The 20,723-nt window shown below is 56.0% G+C and carries 15 protein-coding genes; 1 reads left to right on the forward strand and 14 read right to left on the reverse strand.

The window, feature by feature from the left end; translation table 11 throughout:
- Positions 1–5: 5 nt before the first annotated feature.
- From ACYZTZ_RS12300 to ACYZTZ_RS12325, 6 genes are all read right to left on the reverse strand, one after another.
- Positions 6–971: a tetratricopeptide repeat protein gene (locus tag ACYZTZ_RS12300; RefSeq protein WP_462000668.1), complete on the reverse strand. Its 966-nt coding sequence runs from the start codon at positions 969–971 to the stop codon at positions 6–8.
- 124 nt (positions 972–1,095) lie between these two features.
- Positions 1,096–2,130, reverse strand: a complete 1,035-nt coding sequence (locus ACYZTZ_RS12305; protein ID WP_461998382.1) for a tetratricopeptide repeat protein — start codon at positions 2,128–2,130, stop codon at positions 1,096–1,098.
- Between the two features lie 2 nt (positions 2,131–2,132).
- Positions 2,133–3,107 (reverse strand): tetratricopeptide repeat protein, encoded by a 975-nt coding sequence (locus ACYZTZ_RS12310; RefSeq protein WP_461998383.1) that lies wholly within the window; start codon positions 3,105–3,107, stop codon positions 2,133–2,135.
- 16 nt (positions 3,108–3,123) lie between these two features.
- Positions 3,124–6,420: a hypothetical protein gene (locus ACYZTZ_RS12315; protein ID WP_461998384.1), complete on the reverse strand. Its 3,297-nt coding sequence runs from the start codon at positions 6,418–6,420 to the stop codon at positions 3,124–3,126.
- Between the two features lie 36 nt (positions 6,421–6,456).
- Positions 6,457–7,320 carry a DUF4123 domain-containing protein gene (locus ACYZTZ_RS12320; RefSeq protein ID WP_461998385.1) on the reverse strand — a complete coding sequence of 288 codons (864 nt, stop codon included), beginning with the start codon at positions 7,318–7,320 and terminating at the stop codon, positions 6,457–6,459.
- On the reverse strand, positions 7,311–9,365 hold the full coding sequence (locus tag ACYZTZ_RS12325) for a type VI secretion system Vgr family protein (RefSeq protein WP_461998386.1): 2,055 nt from the start codon (positions 9,363–9,365) through the stop codon (positions 7,311–7,313). The genes ACYZTZ_RS12320 and ACYZTZ_RS12325 overlap by 10 nt, the downstream gene beginning before the upstream one ends.
- A gap of 242 nt (positions 9,366–9,607) precedes the next feature.
- On the opposite strand from ACYZTZ_RS12325, the gene ACYZTZ_RS12330 reads away from it, so the two are divergent.
- Positions 9,608–10,909, forward strand: coding sequence for an OprD family porin (locus ACYZTZ_RS12330; protein WP_461998387.1), 1,302 nt, complete (start codon positions 9,608–9,610; stop codon positions 10,907–10,909).
- A gap of 106 nt (positions 10,910–11,015) precedes the next feature.
- Here ACYZTZ_RS12330 and ACYZTZ_RS12335 read toward each other — a convergent pair whose 3' ends face one another.
- The 8 genes from ACYZTZ_RS12335 to ACYZTZ_RS12370 all read right to left on the reverse strand — a co-directional run bounded on the left by ACYZTZ_RS12335 (position 11,016) and on the right by ACYZTZ_RS12370 (position 20,717).
- The gene (locus ACYZTZ_RS12335) at positions 11,016–11,954 is read right to left on the reverse strand and encodes a carbohydrate kinase family protein (protein WP_461998388.1); all 939 of its coding nucleotides are present in this window, start codon (positions 11,952–11,954) and stop codon (positions 11,016–11,018) included.
- Between the two features lie 13 nt (positions 11,955–11,967).
- Positions 11,968–13,464, reverse strand: a complete 1,497-nt coding sequence (gene xylB, locus ACYZTZ_RS12340; RefSeq protein ID WP_461998389.1) for a xylulokinase — start codon at positions 13,462–13,464, stop codon at positions 11,968–11,970.
- 157 nt (positions 13,465–13,621) lie between these two features.
- On the reverse strand, positions 13,622–15,094 hold the full coding sequence (locus tag ACYZTZ_RS12345; protein WP_461998390.1) for a mannitol dehydrogenase family protein: 1,473 nt from the start codon (positions 15,092–15,094) through the stop codon (positions 13,622–13,624).
- A 16-nt stretch (positions 15,095–15,110) separates the two neighbouring features.
- On the reverse strand, positions 15,111–16,214 hold the full coding sequence (locus ACYZTZ_RS12350) for an ABC transporter ATP-binding protein (RefSeq protein ID WP_046047129.1): 1,104 nt from the start codon (positions 16,212–16,214) through the stop codon (positions 15,111–15,113).
- Between the two features lie 146 nt (positions 16,215–16,360).
- A complete protein-coding gene (locus tag ACYZTZ_RS12355) occupies positions 16,361–17,191 on the reverse strand; it encodes a carbohydrate ABC transporter permease (protein ID WP_007936731.1) in 831 nt (276 codons plus the stop codon).
- Positions 17,192–17,201: 10 nt separating this feature from the next.
- On the reverse strand, positions 17,202–18,128 hold the full coding sequence (locus ACYZTZ_RS12360; protein WP_046047221.1) for a carbohydrate ABC transporter permease: 927 nt from the start codon (positions 18,126–18,128) through the stop codon (positions 17,202–17,204).
- A 145-nt stretch (positions 18,129–18,273) separates the two neighbouring features.
- On the reverse strand, positions 18,274–19,584 hold the full coding sequence (locus ACYZTZ_RS12365) for an ABC transporter substrate-binding protein (protein ID WP_095129876.1): 1,311 nt from the start codon (positions 19,582–19,584) through the stop codon (positions 18,274–18,276).
- A 227-nt stretch (positions 19,585–19,811) separates the two neighbouring features.
- Positions 19,812–20,717, reverse strand: a complete 906-nt coding sequence (locus tag ACYZTZ_RS12370; RefSeq protein WP_046047126.1) for an AraC family transcriptional regulator — start codon at positions 20,715–20,717, stop codon at positions 19,812–19,814.
- Positions 20,718–20,723 lie beyond the last annotated feature (6 nt).

Here is a 20,723-nt window from a genome sequence, read left to right on the forward strand (position 1 = left end):
TGATTTTAGAATTCAATTTTTTCAGGGTAAAAAGACAGCGGGGGGTGCTCATTTTTCAATTTTTTAGCAAGCTGCGTTGCATGTTCAATTTCTTTGGGGGTCATATCTTTTGCTATTTGCGGTAGCGTTTCTTCGACGTCAACCTGAGCAGTTCCTCCGCCGTCTAGTTCTTTCAATAGCGAAATTAATGCGTAGCCTTTAGTTTTGTCCATCGTAAAGCCTAATGTATTAGGCTCGACAGCCAAAAAATAGCCATAGTTGTAAACGCCGGATTCATATCCAGTAGAAGCTGCTTGCTCTACCCAGTATCGGGCCTGTTCTAGATCTCCATTTTCTCGGTATATTCCAAAGAGCTGCATCATTGCTTTAGGGTTTCCGCCTTTTGCAGAGGCCAAAAACCAAGTCTCAACCGATTGCTGGCGCTTCCAAGGTAGCAATAAACCTTCTCCTTGACGGCCACCGATAGCCATCCGATATTGCGCGACGGGGCTTCCAGCATTAGCAGATTTTTCTAACAATTTATGGTCGGCTGTTAATTCATACATTATATATAGTGATTCAGCGTCACCTTGATCAGCTTTTTCTTGTGCGATCGTTGTCGCTTCTGCCAACCATTCCTCTGGTTTCTTTTTTCCACTTGGGCAGTTGTTCATGGTCCTGCATAGATCGCTGTTACTCCTGCCAAGTCGGATCATTGCGTAAAGATCACCTTGTTCAGCGGCAGCCTCATACCATGTATAGGCTTCGGTAGTGATATATTGCTTTTCTTTACGCAGATCTTCGGCCAAATAGAATTGAGCCTCTGCATTTCCGCCTTCTGCTGCAATCCGCAATTCGGGTTGGGCAGCTTTGTATTGATTGAACAGCATCAATCCCCGAGCTTTTGCTGCTTGCTCAACAACGGTGAGGCCTGCGCATGAAGAGTCTGAAAAAAATAGTGCGAACAGAGCGATTATTCGGAGACGTTTCATAGGCACATGCGACTCACTTTTTCTATAAGCGTCGACGATAAAGTCGGCGATATATCTGCAAAAAATAATTACTTCAGGAAAAGTCGGCCCGCAACTGAGCTCTAGTCGTCAAGCTATTGGTCTCTCAGTATCCAAGTTTGTCAGGATAAAATGAAAGTGGTGGATGAGAGTCTTTCCACTTTTTCGCAAGTATCTTAGCTTCATCGATTTGTCCAGGGGACATTTTTGCTGCTATTTCGGGTAGGACTTCGTCCACATAGGGTTTGATGTTTCCTCCTCCATCGAGCTCGGTGAGTAGGGATGTCAACGCGTACCCTTTAACCAAGTCGAGCGGAAAATCGTAAAGTGATGGCGCGTGTGCCAAGTAAGCACCATAGCTACTCACACCTGTTTCATACCCCGTTTTTGCTGCTTCTTCAATCCAATGACGAGCAACGCTGAGATCACCTCCGTTCTCATAAAGGTATGCTGAGTATTCAAGCATTGCTTTTGAAAAACCACCTTCTGCGGAAGCCTTCAACCACTGCCCAATTACTTCTTGACGTTTCCAGGGTAAAAAAAACGTTTCTCCTTCTTTATATCGATTTGCCAGTAGCCATTGCCCTTGTGCATAGCCAGCTTCAGCTGATTTTTCAAGCCAGTCTAATTTGGTTGTAGCGAGATACATGATGTACATCGCTTCGCCGTCACCGCTATTCGCTTTAGGCTCAGCGATTTTCCATAGATGCTCGAGCCATTCACCTGGGTTCTTCGTGCCTTTAGCGCAGTTGTTCAGCGTGCTGCACAAGTCACTTTTTGATGTCGCAAGTTTAAACATTGCATAGTAGTCACCTTGCGCCGCCGCGGCTTCGTACCATTTTTGGGCGACTGCGGTAATGTATTGCTTCTGCTGACGTAACTCTTCCGCTAAATAAAATTGGGCTTCTCTGTCTCCCGCTTCTGCCGCGATCGTGAGTTCAGGAGTAGCAATTTTGTATTGATTGTAGCGGGCCAAGCCCTGAATTTTACTCAGTTGCTGCTGAGGGGTAAGATCTGCTTGGGCGTGGCAACTCATCATAAATAGAATAGAAATTGCTAGTGCGACGCTGGTTTTTATAGAATGTGCCTTTAGACGCGGTTGTGTTCCTTGATGCGTCCATGGATAGATTCTGGAACTCAAAGTTACAGGCCTAATTTTTCTGGGTAGAAGGACAGTGGTGGGTGTGTGGCTTTCCACTCTTTAGCAAAATGATTGGCTTCGGTAATTTGTTCTGGCGTCATCTTTTCCGAAATAAGAGGAAGTTTTCCTTCGACATAAGCTAGGACGTTACCACCTCCGTCTAGCTCTTTCAGCAACGATACCAGTGCATAGCCTTTTATGAGGTCGATAGGGTATCCGACTTTATCAGGGGTATGAGAAAGATAAGCGCCGTAGCTACTTACAGCGTCTTGGTAACCAGTTTTTGCAGCGATCTCAAGCCAATGACGAACGCCTTCCATATCACCACGCTCATATAAAATAGAAATGTATTCGATCATGGCCTTTGGGTTTCCACCTTCGGAAGATGCTTTCAACCACTTCTCTTCGGCGGATTTACGATTCCACGGTAGTAAAAAACTACCTTCTCCCTCCGAATAACGATTGGCTAACAGCCATTGTGCCGGGGCGTAGCCTGCTTCTGCCGATTTTTCTAGCCATGTTAGATCAGACTTTGCGTTATACATGATGGCCATTGCTTCGCCATCCCCCTTCATAGCCCGAGGCTCCGCCGTTTTTATTAATAACTCTAACCAATCACCAGCACTTTTAATCCCATAGGGGCATTTGTTTGCCACCGCACATAGGTCCCCACCAGCTGTGGCGAGCTGAAACATTGAGTAGTAGTCGCCTTGAGCAGCAGAAGCTTCGTACCACTTTTGAGCTTCGGCGGTCATAAGCTGTTTTTCTTTGCGCAGTTCTTCGGCTAAATAAAACTGTGCTTCTGCATCTCCAGCTTCAGCTGCAATACGTAACTCTGGTGCGGCTATTTTGTACTGGTTGTAAAGGGTGATTCCTTGGGTTTTAGCAATCTGTTGCTCGGGTGAAAGTTGTGCAAATGCATTGTTGGTAAATGCCAATAAAAATAGCGTTGCAGTAAAAAGAGGCTTGAGTAACATTTTTTTTCACCTTGGGTTACTGGGTTTTGCCAATGTAGGTTGCTTTTCCACCCGGTACAAAAGTCCTTCCGTAATATTGGACGCGATGACATGACCCGTCTAGGCGCGCTCCGAGCGTATTTACGTGCGTTTTGTATCTTGCGCGCATTTCATCGTTTTGGTCACCAAATAGCCTTTGAACTGCTTCAGACATAAAATTGTCCATTTTCAATCTATTCTCGCAGTAGCTTTGCTCCGCATTGCTCGAAGCTTTTGTACCAAATCGATTCATGCTCATACATGCTTCTTCAAACTGCGCTTGCGCTAGAGGAATCGTTCCTTGCGCCTTGGCTTGATTCAAAATCCAACCAAGTATGCGCTCAACGGCTTGCTGTTGGAGTAAATGGCATTGATCTTTTGTATAGGCTTTTTCAACAGGCTTGGATTCCGTACCTACAGTCACATACTCTCTAATTTTGAAAGATTCCGCCGCCGAAACAAGCGTCATCAACATAGGACCAAGAGCACCAGGCGTTGCAGTCAGGAACCATTTTTCAAGTTCTGCTTGTTGGCGGTAGGTCATGATGGAATGCGCAATGGATGCACCACGACCACCACCAGTCAACGCCTCATACAAAGACATCACCATATCAATACCGACCATATAAACCATGGCGACTTCCATCCCTGCCGCACCGAGGAAGTTTAGTTTGTCGATATAGTCGGCTGCCTCATCGGTCACAAATATCAGGGATTTATCCTGGTTTTTATGCATTTCGCGGCGTAGCAAGTTGATCAGGTCGGTGACGCCGTCATAACCCACTTCGAACTGGAATTCCCCACCAGCCCCCGGTCCGACGATGAGCGATGCCTTGAACCGCATGATAAAGCGGCCTTCGTTCAGAGAAATGGCGACATCGGCATTTACCCCCAAGCCGTATGCAGCGGTGAAGCCCGCTGTCAGTCGCGCCAAGCTGAACCATTGACTGGTTTTCGCGTTGTTTGCACTGTTTGCCATTCCCGGTGCAGGTGGGGTGCGCAGGGCTGCGATTTCTTTGGGAGGTGCCCAGTTCAACGCACCGGTCAACAAGATCCCTGCCTGTACACCGGCGAACAGGTTGAACTCCGCTTTACCAGCGTCTTCGATCCTGACTTTCGCTGCGTCCCCGGTAAGTTCTTGCCCACTGCGTACCGTTGCGGCTGTTGCTTTAGAGGTTTCTGGCCGTTTGGCATCCTTGATTTCTGGTAGATTTAGACCGCCTTGTACGTTGGCTCGCCCTAGCTGCACGCTGGATGAAAGGAGTAGGGATGCGCCGGTATAGCCCCAAGCTCTGGCTCCCAAGTGAAGGGAGAACCTGCCAAGATTCAAATTTTTGCGGTTTTTCTCGTAATCCAGGTACGGAATCAGGATGTCTTTGGCCTGATCTCTGCCCGGAAGATCCAGTTTCATCAACTCGACTTCGCCACGAGCGAGGTCGATACCTAAGCTCACTTCTGCTTTGGCAGATGCCTTGAAGTTATCCGCCACGCTGAAACTAGGGGCGGTGACCTTTGCAGAGACATGGATTGACGATTGAGGTGGTGTCAGGCACCGAACCAATTGCGCTTGCGGGCTATTGTCGAACAGTCGAAGGGAGCTTCGGACCTCTTCTTTGAATAGAAGCTGGCGCAGGCGCAAGCCCCAGGCTTTGCGCGCGCCTTCGTCATCCAATGTGTCGACTTTATAATTTTTCGATTTCAGGTAGGTGAGAAAGATTTCAACATCAAACCAACCCTTTTCGTCAAACCAGTTACTTTGTTGGTCCTTGATGGCTACGGCGCCTTGTAGGCGTAGCCACTCATGGAAAGGGTTGTCTTCGGTATCCGTTCCCGCTTTAGCAGTGCTATCGCCGGGGTTCTTACTCAGTCCTTTCTTTGCACTGGCGCCGACTTCACTCCAGTCTTTCTTCAACGATTTTTCGATGCCTTCCAGGTTCAGAAGACTCAAGTGTTTCAAGGCCGAGTTCGGACTGTTGAAAAGGGCAACTTCCCGCAGCGGAAAACCCGCCTTGACCAGGCGCTCTTCAGGCTTTGGCTGGAACTGTTCAGGTTCCCAAAGCAGATGTCGTAGTGGCAATGCAGCAGCGACGGCAGCTTCAGCGTCTTCCCGAAGCTGGAAACGAGCCTGTTGAATACGCTGCCATTCAACTTCCTCTGCCTCCACGATGCCTGCGGGTGCGGCGACGTTTTGACCGCTCGCGTCGATCCAAGCTTTATATTTCGATCGAATCTGCTCACTGAGTTTTGTTTGCTGCTGCTCCATCTCAAGATACGACTTGAACTTCTCGACCCCAGCGCTAATGTCTCCGGTGTCTGGAATGAATGCGAACTCCGGCAATGCCAAGCCGTAATCTGCAACCTTAAAAATCGAATCAATATAGGCGGCGAAGTCTTTTTCGACTTTTTTGCGGTCACTGGCGACGCCTTCCAAGTAACTGCACATGCGAGCTTTGCCGTCGATTACGCAGTTGGTAGCGTCGGCATAAGCCTTCTTGTTTTTCTTGAAGTCTTCTTCCTTCAACGTGGTCAGCTTTCCGCTCGCCGTAAGGGCTTGGCGAGCCTTCAGGTAGGTCTGTACGCGTTTGCGTGCCTCTATAGCGCCGGGCGAGAACAGGTTGCCACTTTCATAGAAGTAACCTTCTTCCTTAGCTTGAGCGACAGCGATATTTTTCAGCTTCGTCCACTCGTGATAGAGCTTCTGTAGCTTTTGTCCCTGATTGTTGGCTTCAAGCAAGCTGTCCTGTTGCTGGTTGGCCAGTTCACGATTGCGGGAGTAATCGGATTGATCAGGCATTTTGTCGAGCTTGGCTGCATTTGCAGCTTCTCTGCTGACTGCCTTCAAGCGCATTGCCATTGTCGGCTGCGCGATATCTGGCTCTTGCGCCTCAATCTCCAGCATCCTGCTTTGTTGTTCACCTTTCAGGAAATTTGTCAGCTTGGGTTCCAGAAAGTACTCCAGCAGTCCTGTTGCATTCATCCCTTTCAGCCGTTCCTCTGGCGATTTGCTGGCACTGACATGCTGTTCCAGCTCATTCATCGCTTCTTTAATGGAACTCGCCGCTTTTTCGGGCAGCAGGTAGAACATCTTTTCTTTCGTGGCGTAAATCACTTCGCCATAAGTCGTCGAGCAGGGCGTTTTTACCTTGTCGAAAGCGTTCGAGCAGCTTTGAGGTGCTTCCGGCTGCGGATCTAGTTCTTGAGCCGGCTGTTTTTCGACGGGGGCGGTGCCTGCCGATGGCTGTGTAGCGGGAGTAGAGAAGTCGGCCTTGGGTACAGCGCTGGTATTGGATTCCATAAATGCTTCCATTCATTCGTTACGCGGACGGGTTCATCAGGCGGCGCTGGTAGCGAGTTGCTTCAGCTGTTCAACCTTGATGAACGACTCTTCCCTGGATTGCAGGATGGCCATGGCCTGGGGCTGTGTTTCGAGCAGCGGGCCATTGGCGATGTGGGCCAGTTTGAGTAAATGCCGGCCTTCGTAGATGTTGTGATTGACCAGCACATCAAGGTTTTCCGCGACATTGGGCAGCTCTTCGTCAGTCGGCTCGCCAAATGCGGCGTATTGCTCATCGACCCAGTAGACCCAACCCAATCGCTCTTGAACCTTTGGTGCATCGTCCGGGATGTTGAACGCTGAGACGTCGCCCAGCCATTCGAGTTCTGAGACTGGGCGCCAGCTCAACCAATTACCGTTGCCAGCACCGAAATGAGTCGGCGCAGGGGTGTAGACGTGATGCCACGGACCGAAGAGCTGGTGCGAGGTTTCGCTGGCGGTGTAGGCCAGTGCGGCCCACAGGCTTGGTTTGTGATAGCTCAGCAGGCTTTGGCCGCCGGAGCCGTCATTGGCGCGTAACAGCCAGCGTGCATGGGCCAATGCTTTGGCTGGGTCGTCAGTGGTCAGGGCGATGCCGGAAAAGTTTTCTTCACAAAGCTTTGCAGCTTCGGCGGCCAGGCGGCTGCCCCATGGAGCGTTGAGCCACAAGGGGCCGTCAGCGGCGATCTCGGCGAAATCGGTGCCGATGAACAAGCCTTGGGAGTTCATCGGTTCGCCGACACGGTAAAGGCGGTTCATGGCCTCAGGCTGGCGGGTGCGGTCGATGATGAAGCACAGCGTCTGGCTCGACGGTTCTCTTGGCAGTTGCTCGAACGAATGGCGGGGTTCGGCGAGGAGGGCGTTCAACGCTTTTACATGCATGTGCAATCCTTACGGCTGCAGGCGCCGTTGCTCTGTTTTCCGCACAACGGAGTGATGCCGGACTCGTTCAGGCGTTTTGGCAGTGGTATCGGGACTTTGCCGGCCTTATCCGCATCCGCCACCTTCATCGGTCCTGGCAACAACGGCGCAGCAGGCGTCCCCGACCCCGGACCACCCCCCGAGTTAACCTTGACCTGCGCACCACTAATGGTCACGCCCCCCGCATCAACTTTCACAAAGCTCCCGCCAGCCTTGGCCGTCAGCTCCATGCCACCCTCAACCACAACCTTTTCCCCAGCGTTGTAGTGAATCTCCTGACCCGCCTCGACAAACTGCGCCGTCCCCACTTTCACATGCTGAGTAACGGCAACCGTCAGGTGATCATTAGCCCGAGTTTCAGTCTTGCGGTCGAGATGGGTAATCCGATGCTCTTCAACCTTGAACTCGCTTAAAACATTCGCCTCAACGGTGTCATGCCGCTCATTGCCGATACGGATCTTCTGGTCATGCTCAATGTTTTCATCCCAATCCCGCTGGGCGTGCAGATAAATCTGTTCCGCACCTTTCTTGTCTTCAATCCGAAACTCGTTGTAGCCGTTGCCGCCCGGTGAACTCAGGGTCTTGAAGGTGCTGCGGGTTTTGTTCGCCGGCAAATCGTACGGGACGACGTTTTCCTTGTGGTACAGGCAGCCGGTGATCAGTGGTTGGTCGGGGTCGCCTTCCATAAACGACACCAGCACTTCCATGCCGATGCGCGGGATGGCGATGCCGCCGTAGGCGCTTCCGGCCCAGCCGGTGGCGACGCGCAGCCAGCAGCTGGTGTTGTCGTCGGCCTGGCCTTCGCGGTCCCAGTGGAACTGGACTTTGACGCGGCCGTATTGGTCAGTGTGGATTTCTTCACCTGCTGGGCCGGTGACGATGGCGGTCTGGCTGCCCAGAACTTTGGGTTTGGGGTGTTCGAGGGCAGGGCGGAAGTGCGCGTCCCACGGGGTGGCGAGGAAGCGGTTGCGGTAGCCTTGGTGGAAATCGTCTTTGTTCTGGGTGACGTCGCTGGTGACGTTTGCGCCGAGCACTTGCGGCTGTTTGCCTTCGTGCACCACTTCCAGCAGCAGCCAGAGGTCGTTCCACTCGGCGCGCGGGTGTTCGCTGAGGGCCAGGAAGTGGCCGCTGACCAAGGTTGGCTCGTCGCCTTTGCCTTCGGCCAGTTTGTAGTCGCTGCGGTGGCGTTCCAAGGCGCGGGTCGCCAGTTGCTTGCCGCGTTCGCGGTCGGTGAAGCGGCCGGGGTAGTCGTAGTCTTCCAGGTCCGGGGCGAATTCGCTTTTGGCGGCGCCTTCGGGAAGGATGCGCGGTTTTTCGAAGTCGTAATCGCGGCGGCTGACGCGGGTGGTGCGGGTTTCCAGGCGCAGGTTGAAGCGCTTGATCACCGGTTTCTCGGCAGCCATGCCGGAGTCTTGCTGGTAGGCCACTGGCGCGAGTTTGCGGAACACCGTCTGGTCATCGCCGAACACCAGTTTGTGGCCGCTGGCACTGTGCTGGAAGTGGAAGTGAATGCCTTCTTCTTCGCACAGGCGCTGGATGAAATGCAGGTCGGATTCGTCGTACTGCACGCAGTAATCGCGTTCCGGGTAGATCGCGCCGAGCTGGAAGCTGTAGGCGTCGGCCAGGATGCCGCGCGCTTCGAGGACCTGAGCGATGATCTTCGGCACACTTAAATGCTGGAAAATCTGCTGGTCATGGTTGTGGCGCAGGTAGGCGAGTTGCGGCACCAGGCTGATGCTGTAACGGGTCAGGCTTTTGCCGGAGTCGCCTTGCTCGATGCGGTACACCAGACCGTGGATGATGCCTTTGCCGGTGGCGCCGAAGGTCAGGCAGCCGGGATTGTGCAGCAACTCTTCGAGTTTCAGGTCGGGGCGCGCGCTGACCAGCTCGATGTCGAAACAGAACGGCTGGTTGAGGGTTTCGCGACCGACGAAGCTGAGTACCTGAAGGTCAACGGAAACGCCTTCCAGCGTCAGGGAAATATGGGTTGCGTTCGCGTCCAGCATGCCTTTAATTCCGTCCTTTGAATAAGCTGGGGCGGATGGTGCAGGATTAAAGCGCCTCGTTCAAGGAAACGAACAGTCATTTACCGACTAAAGTCGTCTGTAGCCCGTAAAAGCCTTCTGCCATCATCGCCGCTCACTTCTGTGTGTCCACTTCATCCTGGCAAGTTACTTGTCCGGGGCGAAGGCTATTTTTTTGGCTTATTGCGCCTTGCGCAAACGCTGCACTGTTGGAGCTTTTTTTCATGCGTCCCCCCTTTATTCTCATCACCGCGCGCCAGTCACTCGGCTTCGGCGCTTTAGTCCTGTGCGCCGGTTTTACCGGGTCGGCTTTTGCGAGCGGTTTTATCGACGACACCACGGCGAAAATCGAATCGCGTACGGTGTATTTCAATCGCGACTTTCGCGATGGTCACTCGTCCACCGAGCAGGGCGCTTCGAAGCGTGAAGAGTCGGCTCAAGGTTTTATTCTCAATCTGCAATCGGGTTACACCGAAGGCACCGTCGGTTTCGGTATCGATGCCTTGGGCATGCTGGGGCTCAAGCTCGATTCCAGTGCCGACAGCAGCAACAGTGGTTTGCTGCCGTCCACGGGTCAGGATCCGCGTGGGTCGAAAGACGAGTACGCAAAACTGGGCCTGACCGCCAAAATGCGCGTCTCGCAAAGTGTATTGAAGTACGGCGCACTGCTGCCGGACGTGCCGCTGCTGAAGTACAACGACGGTCGTTTGCTGGCGACGATGTTCAACGGCGCAATGCTCACGTCCAAAGAGGTCAAGGACCTGACCTTTATGGCGGCGCGGCTGGACAAGTACACCGCCCGGGATTCCACCGATTCCCAAGACATCCGCGTGCACTGCAAGAACAAACGTTATGCCTGCAACGTCACCGCCGATCATTTCGACATGTACGGTTTCGACTACAAGATCAACGAGCGCCTGACCGGTCAGTATCACTACGCCGAGTTGGAAGACATTTACCGTCAGCACTTCGTCGGCTTGCTGGCCAACCAGCCGTTGGGCGAGGGCGTGCTCAAGGCTGACCTTCGATTGCTCAAGAGTGCCGACAGCGGCGCTGCTCGTGCAGGCTCCATCGACAACCGCGCCCTGAGCGGCATGCTCGCTTACGCCATCAGCGGTCACACCTTCAGCGCTGGTTGGCAGCGCATGAACGGCGACAATTCGATGCCGTATCTGGATGGGACCAATCCGTACTTGGTCAACTATGTACAGGTCAACGACTTCGCGGCTGCGCAGGAGCGCTCGTGGCAGTTGCGGTATGACTATGACTTCAAGGCGATTGGCATTAATGGGCTGAGCTTCCTGACCCGTTATGTGAACGGTGATCACATCAAGGTGCTGGGCAGTGATCAGGAAGGGAAGGAGTGGGAGCGCGACAGCGAACTCAAGTACGTGGTGCAGAGCGGGACGTTCAAAGATGTCAGCCTGCGGTTGCGCAATGCGACGTACCGGACGAACTACGAGAAGTTTGCCCGGGATGTCGATGAGACCCGGTTGATCGTGAGTTACAACTTTTCGGTGTTGTGACCGGTAGGAGCTGCCGCAGGCTGCGATCTTTTGATTTTGGCCATTAAAAGCAAGATCAAAAGATCGCAGCCTGCGGCAGCTCCTACCAGGAGGTGTGCCAGATGTGTCAGGTGAGTTGCTGGCGATATGGCAAGTCCGGCCCGGTCTTGCTGCACGTCATCGCCGCCGCTTGCACTGCAAATTTGAGCATGGCGTCGATTTGCTCACGACTCAGTTGCTGCACGCCCTCAACCGAATCCAGCTGCTGCTCCGTCAGCCAGGTAATCAGCGCTGCCTGGAACGTATCGCCAGCGCCCACGGTGTCGGCGATTTTCACTGAACTCGCCGGCACCGACCATGAACCATGGGCGCGGCTGAACACCGTCGCGCCCTCGCCACCACGGGTCAGAAACACCAACTGACAGCGATGCTGCAGCCAACCTTCAACCACCCGTTGCGGATCCTGCTCGGGGTACAACAGGCTCAAATCCTCATCGCTGACTTTGATCAGGTCGGCCAGCTCAACCAAGGTCGCAATCCGCGAGCGCCACAGGTCGATATTCGGCTCAGGATTCAGCCGCACGTTGGGATCAAGGCTGATCAAGCGTTTACCGCTTTCCCGTTGCACCAACGCCAACAGCGTGTCGGCAATCGGTTGCACCACCAGCGAAAACGAACCGATGTGCAGGCCGCGTACTTCAGGTCCCAGTTCTGGCAGGTGCTCCAGTTTCAGCTGACGATCCGCGCAGCCTTCACCCCGGAAGCTGTAATGCGGTGAACCATTGGCTCCGACGGCCACCATCGCCAAGGTCGTAGGCGCAGCGAAATCCACCAGGTAATCCGGGCGCACGCCTTCATCCTGCAGCACCTGCTGCAAGCGTCGACCGAGGTAGTCGGTGGACAGGCCGGCAAACAGTGCTGCATCCACCCCCAAACGGCGCAAACCTACCGCCACGTTGAACGGCGAGCCGCCGGCAATCGCCTTGAAATTCACTTTTGAAGCCAGGCCGCTGGCATCGTCTTCACTGAAGAAATCGAACAGCGCTTCGCCACACACCAGGTACATAGTTATTCACTCTTCAAAGGGTTGCGACATGCTGTTGATAGCGTTCGTAGGCCAGCTGACAGGCCGCCACATTGTCTGCGATCGGCAAGGTTTCGCTGGCCGGATCGAGCTTCGCGCAACGCTCGCAAAGGTCCGCGAGGCTGTCTTCATGCCCGTTTTCCCAGGACTTGCACCACGCAGCCTGAATCGCGGCGCCAAGGGCCGCGGCTTCGCTTTGTTCGGTGCAGGTGACCGGGGTGTTCATGATGTCGGCGACGATCTGGCGCCACACCGGGCTTTTTGAGCCGCCGCCGATCAGGCAAATGCTGCGGCTTTGTAAGCCATTCTGGCGCAGCAGGTCCAGTCCATAACGCAAACCGAAGGTCGTGCCTTCGACCACCGCGCGGCACAGGTTGGCCTGAGTCAGGTTGGTCATCGTCAACCCCAGCAAGCTGCCGGTGGCATGGGGCAGGGCGGGGACGCGCTCGCCGTTGAGGAACGGCAGCATGCACACGCCTTCAGCACCGATGGGTGCTTGCGCGACGAGTTCGTTGAACTGCTCGATATCCAGCTCGAACAACTCGCGAATCACCCCGGTCGCGTTGGTCAGGTTCATGGTGCAGATCAGCGGCAGCCAGCCACCGCTGGAGGAGCAAAACGTTGCGACTGAAGCGTCCGGGCTGACTTTCGGCTGGTCGGCATAGGCGTACACCGTCCCCGATGAACCGAGACTCATGGTGATAGCGCCGGGCTTTATGTTGCCGGTGCCGATGGCGCCCATCATGTTGTCGCCACCGCCGCTGGAAACCAGTGCTTGCGGGTTGATGCCCAGGTGTTCGGCGATGCTCGGCAGGATCGTGCCGACCGCTTGATGAGCGTCGATCAGCTCCGGCAACGCGGCTTGCAGTCGCCCGGAGGGATCGATATCCCGCAGCAGCTGCAGATCCCACTGGCGGGTGCGCACGTTGAAATAGCCGGTGCCCGAGGCGTCTCCGTACTCGCTGCAACTGCGGCCGGTGAGCCAATAGTTGAGGTAGTCGTGGGGCAGCAGGATGCGGGTGATGCGAGCGAAAATCTGCGGATGTTGTTCTTTGGTCCAGAGCAGTTTGGAAACGGTGTAGCCCGGCGCGATCACAACGCCGAGGCGTTCCAGGGAGCCTTTTTCGCCACCCAGATGGGCAAGCAGACGGTCGTTCTCCGGGGTGGATTCGGTGTCACACCAGAGTTTGGCCGGACGCAGCACCTGGCCCTGATCGTCGAGCAGCACCAGCCCGTGTTGCTGGCCGGAAACGCCGATGCCGAGGATGTCCTGGCCGTCGACCTTCGCCGCGAGCAATGCACGGCGGGTGGCAAGCGCGAAGGCTTCCAGCCATTGCGAGGTGTCTTGTTCGCGGCGGCCATTGGCGCCACTGATCAAGGTGTGGGCGGCGGCGCCCTGGCCGCGCACCTGACCGCTGACGGCGTCGATGATGATGGCTTTGGTGCCTTGGGTGCCGCAGTCGATGCCGAGGAATAGTTGTTGGTTTGCCATGGAAGATCCTTGGTGTGTCAGGTCGATCTCGGTGAAGCCATTCGCGAGCAGGCTCGCTCCCACATTGGATTGTTGTCGAACACAAAATCTGTGTTCGCTGAGATCTACTGTGGGAGCGGGCTTGCTCGCGAAGACGGCAGCAGGTTCACCACCATTCTTACGCCAGAACCCGCTCCAGCGTCTGCGTCACCCCCACATCGCGCAAGCTGTTACAGCACCACTCAAACGCCGCCACGAATTCCGGCGAATGCGGAATCGCCGCACCAAAAATCTCCTCAACCTCCAGCAAGCGCTGCGTGATCAACGCATCATCCGCCACCAACGCCTGACAAAACGCCGCCCGCGGATCAGGAATGCTGTAGGTTTCGCCATTCTCGTCCACGCCCTTCAAATACAACGCCCATGCGGCTACTACTAATGCCGCCCGTTTGGTCTCTTGCCCATCAGCAATCAATCGATTGATCGTCGGCACGGTGAACTTCGGAAACTTCGACGAACCGTCCGAACACACGCGCTCCAGCTGATCGGCAATCGCTTGGTTGGAGAAGCGCGCCTCCAGGGTGTTTTTGTACTCGGTCAGGTCAATCCCCGGCACGGGTGACAGTTGCGGGGTCACGTCCAGGTCCATGTAGGCACGCATGTAGCGCACGAACAGCGGATCGTTCATGGTTTCGTGAACGAAGCGGTAACCCTTCAAAAAACCCAGATAAGTGAGTGCGAGGTGACTGCCGTTGAGCAGTTTGATCTTCATCTCTTCATAAGGCGTGACGTCGTCGGTGAACTGCACGCCGACCTTTTCCCAGGCTGGACGACCATTGACGAACTTGTCTTCCAGCACCCATTGCACAAACGGTTCGCAGACCACCGGCCAGGCATCGTCGATAGCGTGTTTATCGTGCAGTTGCAGCTTGTGTTCGGTGCTGGTCATCGGCGTGATGCGGTCGACCATAGCGTTGGGGAAACTCACGTGGGTGGCGATCCAGTCCCGCAGACCGGCATCGCACAGGGCGGCGAACGCCAGTAACGCTTTGCGAGTGACCGCGCCGTTGTGCGGCAGGTTATCGCAGGACATCAAGGTGAACGCGGGCGTGCCGGCTGCACGGCGTTTGGCCAACGCGGCGCAGAGAAAACCGAACACGGTTTTCGGGGCGTTGGGGTGTGCCAGGTCGTGCTGGATCTGCGGCTGCTGGGCCATGAACTCGCCGTTGCTGTCGTCGATACAGTAACCGCCTTCGGTAATGGTCAGCGAAACGATACGGATCTCGGGGCTGGCGAGTTTGTCGATCAGCGCTTGTGCGCCGTCTTCGGCCAGCAGCATGTCGCGAATCGCGCCGATGACCCGAACTTCGGTGTCGTCGGTATCGCCCAACTCGAACAGGGTGAAGAGGTAATCCTGCTCCTTGAGATCGTCCCGGGCGCGGCGGTCTTCGGCGCGCAGGCCGACGCCGCAAATGGCCCAGTCCAGACCTTCGCCGGTATTCATCAATGCGTCGGTGTAATACGCCTGATGCGCCCGGTGAAAACCGCCGACGCCAATGTGCGCGATGCCTTGACGCGTGTCGCTCAGGGCGTAGGCGGGCAGGACCACCTCGGGGGCGAGGCGGTTGAGGTTCTGTTTATTCAGTTTCATCACATGCACTCTAAAATCAGGCCGCAGCGCGCAACGGGCGGGTCAGCGCCACACCGTCGGCATCGAATAAGTGGCAGTGTTCGGCGTCCAGATGCAGGCTCAGCGACTCGCCATAACGGCTGGCCAGGTCGCCGCGAACGCGCATGGTCAAGGCTTCGCCCGACGAGGTCACCACGTGGCAGAAGGTGTCGCTGCCCAGGCGTTCGCTGACGTCGGCGGTGACCTGCAAGGTGCAGTCGCCGGTTTGCGCGAGATTCAGGTGTTCAGGACGAATGCCCAACGTCACCGCACCACCGACGCTCAAGTTGGCGCCGCTCAGCGGCAACGTGATGCGGGTGCCGGCGTCCAGCAGCACTTCACAGCTTTGGCGCTCAATGCGGGTGACTTTGCCTTTGAGGAAACCCATTTTCGGCGTGCCCAGGAACCCGGCGACAAACAGGTTGGCCGGCTGGTGATACAGGTCCAGGGGCGAGCCGACTTGTTCGACTTTGCCGCCATTGAGTACCACGACTTTGTCGGCCATGGTCATGGCTTCGACCTGGTCGTGGGTCACGTAGATCATCGTGGCTTTGAGTTCTTTGTGCAGGCGCAGCAGTTCCAGGCGCATCTGTACGCGCAGGGCGGCGTCGAGGTTGGACAGCGGTTCGTCGAACAGGAAGATTTTCGGATTGCGCACGATGGCGCGGCCGATGGCCACGCGCTGACGCTGACCGCCGGACAACTGTTTCGGTTTACGTTCGAGCATCGGCCCGAGTTCAAGGATGCGTGCCGCTTCGCCGACTTTTTTCTCGACTTCGGCTTTCGGGACGCCGGCCAGGTCGAGGGCAAACGACATGTTTTTGCGCACGCTCATGTGTGGGTACAGGGCGTAGGTCTGGAACACCATCGCCAGGTCGCGCTTGGCCGGGCTGACTTCGGTGATGTCGCGGCCATCGAGTTCGATGGTGCCGCCACTGACTTCTTCCAGGCCGGCAATCAGGCGCAGCAGGGTGGACTTACCGCAGCCCGACGGGCCGACGAACACCACGAACTCGCGGTCGTTCACTTCCAGGTCGATGCCTTTGATGATGGAAAAGCCTTCGAAGCCTTTTTGCAGATTCTTGATTTTCAGGTTGGCCATGATGATGGGCCTCCACGTGTTGTTATTCAGTTGAGCCATGCGGTCTTTTTGTAGGCCTTCGCCTGCTCGCGATGAGGCCGTGTCAATCGACATCATTGTTTAATGACAGACCGCCATCGCGAGCAGGCGAAGGCCTACAGGGATCTTCATTTCACGGCGCCGAACGACAGGCCGCGGACCAATTGTTTCTGGCTGATCCAGCCGAAGATCAGGATCGGCGCGCAGGCCAGCGTCGAGACCGCCGACAACTTGGCCCAGAACAGACCTTCGGGACTTGAGTAGGAGGCGATCAATGCGGTCAGCGGCGCGGCTTTCGACGAAGTCAGGTTCAAGGACCAGAACGCCTCGTTCCAGCACAGGATCAGCGACAACAGCACCGTGGAAGCCAGACCGCCCTTGGCGATCGGCAGCAGCACCCGGACCATTTCCTGCCACAGCGTGGCACCGTCGAGGCGTGCGGCTTCGAGGATGTCCTTGGGGATGTCTTTGAAGTAGGTGTAAATCATCCAGACCACGATCGGCAGGTTGATCAGCGTGTAGATCACGATCAGCGCGATGCGCGTATCGAGCAGGCCGAAACTCTTGGCCAGCAGGTAGATCGGCATCAGCACGCCCACCGGTGGCAGCATCTTGGTGGAGAGCATCCACAGCAGCGTGCCTTTGGTGCGTTGGGTTTCGTAGAACGCCATCGAATAGGCCGCCGGCACCGCGATCAGCAGGCACAGGGCTGTAGCGCTGAACGAAATCACCACCGAGTTCCAGGCGAAGCTGAAGTAATCGCTGCGCTCGTTGATGTGCAGGTAGTTCTCCAGCGTGGGCGTGAAGATGAACTGCGGCGGCGTGGCGAAGGCATCGATTTCGGTTTTGAAACTGGTCAGCACCATCCAGAAGATCGGGAAGAAGATCAGGATCGCGATGGCCCAGGCCAGGGTGCCGAGCAGCAGGCTTTGCAGACGGCGGGATTGTTGAAGGGTCATGGCGCAGGCCTCAGGCTTTGTCTGTCAGGTTTTTGCCGATCATGCGCACCAGCACGATGGCCGCGATGTTGGCGATCACCACCGCGATCAAGCCACCGGCGGACGCCATGCCGACGTCGAACTGCACCAACGCCTGGTTGTAGATCAGGTAGGCGAGGTTGGTCGAGGCATAGCCGGGGCCGCCGTTGGTGGTGGTGAAGATTTCGGCGAACACCGAGAGCAGGAAGATGGTTTCGATCATCACCACTACGGCGATCGGCCGTGCCAGGTGCGGCAAGGTCAGGTGCCAGAAAATCGCGATTGGCCCGGCACCGTCGAGGCGCGCGGCTTCCTTCTGTTCCTGGTCGAGGGACTGCATGGCGGTCATCAGGATCAGAATCGCGAACGGCAGCCATTGCCAGGACACGATGATGATGATCGACAGCAGCGGGTAGTGCGCCAGCCAGTCCACCGGTTGCGCGCCGAACAGCTTCCAGACGTAGGCGAGAATCCCTGACACCGGGTGAAAAATCAGGTTTTTCCAGATCAGCGCACCGACGGTGGGCATGATGAAAAACGGCGAGATCAGCATCACCCGTACGATGCCGCGCCCCAGAAACTCACTGGCCTCCAGCAGCGCACTGATCAACACGCCGAACACCACGCTGATCAGCAGCACGCTGCCGACCAGCAACAAGGTGTTGGTGGCGCCGGGCAGGAAACCCGAGTCGCTGAGGAAGTAGCTGAAGTTCTCCAGCCCGACGAACTCGTTCTCGCCGGGGTAGAGCAGGTTGTAGCGGATCAGCGAGAAGTAAACGGTCATGCCCAGCGGCACGATCATCCACAGCAGCAACAACGCCACCGAGGGGCTGACCAGGAACCAGCCGGGGTTAGACAACCGGCTTTTACGCACCGGTTGGGGAATGTCCATGTGAGCTTTGGCAGTTGAAATATTCATGGCGATAGAACCGATAAGGAACAGACAAATGAAGATCAACTGTGGGAGCGAGCCTGCTCGCGAAAGCGGTGTTCCAGTCGCCAGAGATGCATCGGATGTACCGACCTCTTCGCGAGCAGGCTCGCTCCCACATTGAAATGGCGGGTTACTTGGGGTAACCGGCGCGCTTCATTTCACGTTCGGTGGTTGACTGGGCAGCGGTCAGGGCCTGGTCGACCGTGGTCTGGCCGATCAGTGCCGCCGAGAACAGCTTGCCGACCTGGGTGCCCACTGCCTGGAATTCAGGAATGGTCACCAACTGGATGCCGATATACGGCACGGGCTTGAGGGTCGGCTTGCTCGGGTCCGCGGCTTTCAGCGATTCAAGGGTTACTTTGGCGAACGGCGCAGCCTTCATGTACTCATCGCTGTACGTTGAAGCGCGAGTACCTGGCGGCACGTTGGCAATGCCGTCTTTCTCGGCAACCAAAGCGCCATATTCCTTGGAAGTGGCCCAGGCACTGAAGGTTTTCGCGGCGTCCTTGGCCTTGGAACTGGTCGGAATTGCCAGCGCCCAGGAATACAACCAGGCCGAGCCCTTGTCGGTGGTCTCGTGCGGAGCGTAGGTGAAGCCGACGTGGTCGCTAACCTTGCTTTGGGTCTTGTCGGTGACGAAGGAGCCAGCGACGCTGGCATCGACCCAGATCGCGCACTTGCCGCTGTTGAACAGCGCGAGGTTTTCGTTGAAGCCGTTGCTCGACGCGCCCGGCGGGCCGGATTTTTTCATGGTGTCGACGTAGAAGTTCAGCGCGTTTTTCCACTCGGGGCCGGTGAATTCCGGTTTCCACTGCTCATCGAACCAGCGCGCACCATAGGCATTGGCGACGGTGGTGATCAGCGCCATGTTCTCGCCCCAACCGGCCTTGCCGCGCAGGCAGATGCCGTACTGTTCTTTATCCTTATTGGTGAGTTTGCTGGCGAATTCGCTGATCTGGGTCCAGGTCGGGTGCTCGGGCATGGTCAGCCCGGCTTCCTTGAACAGATCGGTACGGTAATAGGTGATGGAGCTTTCGGCGTAAAAGGGCAAGGCATACAGCGAACCCTTGACCGACAGGCCTTCACGCACCGATGGGAACACGTCGTCCAGGGCGTAACTGGCCGGCAAGTCCTTCATCGGCTCCAGCCAACCTTTGGCGCCCCAGAGTGCGGCTTCGTACATGCCAATGGTCAGTACATCGAACTGTCCGCCCTGAGTGGCGATGTCGGTGGTCAGGCGTTGGCGCAGGACATTTTCTTCCAGCACCACCCAATTGAGCTTGATGTCCGGATGCTCGGCCTCGAAGGTTTTCGAGAGCTTTTGCATGCGGATCATGTCGCTGTTGTTGACGGTGGCGATGGTCAGGGTCTGGGCGCCGAGGCTGACGCTGCTGAGGGTCATGCAGGTGAGGGCAAGCAGAGCTTTTACAGAAGGTTGCATCGTGCACTCCTTTTCTGCACCCGGCGGGTACAGAAGGACAGTTATTGTTTTTGTGTCTTCCGACGGCAGGAAGAATGTGCACTGATTACAGCCTTCAATTGATGACGTGACAAATCATCCATCGCACTTGGATCGATACTATTTTGCACTGGTGTTTGGAGGGAGAGGTGCAGGGAACGGCTTTTTAGCGGTTAGACCCTATGGATTCCGTACAGGTTTTCAGGCGTTTAACCCAGGTTCTGCTCGGTCAACCGTTGCACGGCCAATCGCCGGTAATGGGACGGCGTCATGCCCTTGAGTTGCTGAAAACGCCGATTGAAGTTGGAAATATTGTTGAAGCCCGATTCGAAACACACATCGGTTACCGGTTTGTCACCGTCGGCCAGCAGCTCACAGGATTTGCTGATGCGCAGTCGATTGACGAATTCGATGAAGCAGCGGCCGGTGGCTTGCTTGAACACTCGACTGAAATAAGTCGGTTTCATGCCCAAGTGCTCGGCGACTTCTTCCAGCGGCAGTTCACGGGCGTAATGCGCGAAGATGTAATCCACTGCCCGGTTGGTGCGATCGATATTGTGCTCGTCGGCCAATTGCGGTGTCGTAGCCCCGGACAGCAACTGATAGTCGTCAGAGGTCGCCAGCAACTCCAGCAGAATGAAAAAGTGTCCGAGGCGCGTCACGCCTTGGGTATCGGCGATGCGCTGCATCAACGTCATGGCCTGGCGAATGGTGCGTTTGCAGCGAAACTCGATGCCGTACTGGGCGCGCTCCAACAGCGGCGCCAGCGTTTTGAGCTCGGCAAATACCAAGTGGCCGCTGTCGAATAACTCATCCGTGAAGTTGACCAGCATGTCGCGCTTGGGCACCACTTCGTCTTCGGCCACCTGGCTGATCCAGTTGTGGGGCAGGTTGGGGCCGGTGAGGAATAGCGATTCTGGATAGAAGTTACCGATGTAGTCACCGATGAACACTTTGCCGGAGCTGGCGACGATCAGGTGCAGTTCGTACTCCTTGTGAAAATGCCAACGCACCAACGGGCAAGGAAAACCGTGCTGGCGGTAGATGATGGACAACCCGTTGTGGTCGTCCATCAGTTCGTAGGAGGGGTCTGTCACGCGGGCTGTTCGGGTCATGTCAGG

Source organism: Pseudomonas sp. LB3P58 (assembly GCF_054897895.1).

Bases quoted from the DNA above. Each gene is read 5' to 3' on its own strand.
- ACYZTZ_RS12370 (WP_046047126.1), bottom strand. From the start codon at position 20,717: ATGACCCGAACAGCCCGCGTGACAGACCCCTCCTACGAACTGATGGAC.
- ACYZTZ_RS12325 (WP_461998386.1), bottom strand. From the start codon at position 9,365: ATGCTGGACGCGAACGCAACCCATATTTCCCTGACGCTGGAAGGCGTT.
- ACYZTZ_RS12300 (WP_462000668.1), bottom strand. From the start codon at position 971: ATGAAACGTCTCCGAATAATCGCTCTGTTCGCACTATTTTTTTCAGAC.
- ACYZTZ_RS12335 (WP_461998388.1), bottom strand. From the start codon at position 11,954: ATGTACCTGGTGTGTGGCGAAGCGCTGTTCGATTTCTTCAGTGAAGAC.
- ACYZTZ_RS12355 (WP_007936731.1), bottom strand. From the start codon at position 17,191: ATGACCCTTCAACAATCCCGCCGTCTGCAAAGCCTGCTGCTCGGCACC.
- ACYZTZ_RS12310 (WP_461998383.1), bottom strand. From the start codon at position 3,107: ATGTTACTCAAGCCTCTTTTTACTGCAACGCTATTTTTATTGGCATTT.
- xylB (WP_461998389.1), bottom strand. From the start codon at position 13,464: ATGGCAAACCAACAACTATTCCTCGGCATCGACTGCGGCACCCAAGGC.
- ACYZTZ_RS12350 (WP_046047129.1), bottom strand. From the start codon at position 16,214: ATGGCCAACCTGAAAATCAAGAATCTGCAAAAAGGCTTCGAAGGCTTT.
- ACYZTZ_RS12360 (WP_046047221.1), bottom strand. From the start codon at position 18,128: ATGAATATTTCAACTGCCAAAGCTCACATGGACATTCCCCAACCGGTG.
- ACYZTZ_RS12345 (WP_461998390.1), bottom strand. From the start codon at position 15,094: ATGAAACTGAATAAACAGAACCTCAACCGCCTCGCCCCCGAGGTGGTC.
- ACYZTZ_RS12330 (WP_461998387.1), top strand. From the start codon at position 9,608: ATGCGTCCCCCCTTTATTCTCATCACCGCGCGCCAGTCACTCGGCTTC.
- ACYZTZ_RS12365 (WP_095129876.1), bottom strand. From the start codon at position 19,584: ATGCAACCTTCTGTAAAAGCTCTGCTTGCCCTCACCTGCATGACCCTC.
- ACYZTZ_RS12320 (WP_461998385.1), bottom strand. From the start codon at position 7,320: ATGCATGTAAAAGCGTTGAACGCCCTCCTCGCCGAACCCCGCCATTCG.
- ACYZTZ_RS12315 (WP_461998384.1), bottom strand. From the start codon at position 6,420: ATGGAATCCAATACCAGCGCTGTACCCAAGGCCGACTTCTCTACTCCC.